Origin of the sequence: Sphingomonas molluscorum (genome assembly GCF_039522995.1) — a bacterium.
Lineage (GTDB): Bacteria > Pseudomonadota > Alphaproteobacteria > Sphingomonadales > Sphingomonadaceae > Sphingomonas > Sphingomonas molluscorum.
Genome location: NZ_BAAAEL010000018.1, coordinates 1 through 1,303, shown reverse-complemented (window position 1 = coordinate 1,303; position 1,303 = coordinate 1). Strand labels below are relative to the sequence as shown.

At 65.5% G+C, this 1,303-nt stretch carries 2 protein-coding genes; both read right to left on the bottom strand.

The genetic code is table 11. The annotated features are described in order from the left end of the window. Positions 1-876: replication initiator protein A (locus tag ABDZ92_RS16555; RefSeq protein WP_343763998.1), on the bottom strand; the 876-nt coding region annotated here is incomplete at its 3' end. Beyond that, positions 873-1,211, bottom strand: coding sequence for a hypothetical protein (locus tag ABDZ92_RS16550; RefSeq protein WP_024021611.1), 339 nt, complete (start codon positions 1,209-1,211; stop codon positions 873-875). The genes ABDZ92_RS16555 and ABDZ92_RS16550, both read right to left, overlap by 4 nt. Between the last annotated feature and the right edge of the window lie 92 nt (positions 1,212-1,303).

Below are 1,303 nucleotides of genomic sequence, written 5' to 3'. Positions count from 1 at the left end.
CCGCTCCTCCTCGGCGCGCATTCTCTCGGCGAGTGCCAGTGCCTCGGCCTCGCCGCGGAGCCTGAACAACACGGCCGGGCTTTTGTCCGTCGTCTCGGTCAGCTCCATCGCATAGTCGGGGAGCTGGTCGGCCTCGATCACCCGCCGAAGCATCCGGTTGAACTCCTTGGGCTGGGCATCGCTGCCGGTTTTGTCGCGAAGCACCTCTACCCGGCAAGTCCACCCACCGCGCTGCGTGCCGGCGTGCTTTCGCGCGATACGATAGAGCGCCCGCTCCAACCCTCCGGAGAGTAGGAAATAGTCGGGGTGCATGGTGAGCAGCGACTTCTCGTTGACGATGCCCTCATAGACCCAATCCGAGAGGGTCAGCGTCATGCCGCGCGGCTGCTCCGTTTCGGCGTCGGTGTCGAAGGTCCAGCTGTCGAGCCAGTTGAAGCCAGCCTTCTGCCGGCGCTTCGTCGCGCGGATCGAAGTTGTGATCGAAGTCGTCTGGAGCCGGAGGAGCGCAGCTTGCAGCTCCTGATAGTCCCTGCCCCCTGTGCTGCGCTTGATCGCCCGCAGTAGGTCGTAGGGCGTGGTTGTCAGCGTGCGGGGCAGATCGTTCAGCCCCTGCTGCTTCATGCGGTTGAGCGTGGACGCGGCCCATATCAGGATATCGGCGTCCCAGATCGTGGCCATGCCGTAGTCGGGAATGGCCTGCACGCGCACCCAGGCCTCGCCATCCGGGCTGCGATACTCGATCGGCTTCAGCCGCTTGCGCTTCTGGAGCGAGAAGAACGGGCGCTCCATGACCTCCCGCTGGTCCTTGAGCGGAAGATCGCCGAGCGCCGGAATGAACAGGTCGAACTCGGGATTGGGATCACGCCGCTTGCTCACGGCGCGAACCTGGTGTGTCCCCGCTGGACCAGATACTGGCGCAGCAACCGCTCGGTGATGACGGTAAGGGGCTCCCCGCCCTCCTCGACGCTGAGCTGGCGCAGTGTGCGGTGCATGTCTTCGGGAATGTGGATCAGCACCGGCTTCTTGCCAGGATGGCTGCTGCGCCGGGCAGGTACTGCCGGGGCCGACGTGTCCGCCGCACGCCGCGACCGACGCGGGACGGCAGGCTGCGGCGCGGGAGTTGCATCGGCAACGGGAGCCGGTGCCGGTGCCGGTGCCTCGGGCTCGTCATCGAAGATGCCGGCGAGCGCGGAAGTTTTCTTCGCCATCATCCAACCTCGCTTACTTGCTTAGTCGTAAAGCCGCTTAGTCGCTTAGCCTCATCATAGGCGGCGCGCAACTCGGTCGCCGCCTTGCTGTCCGG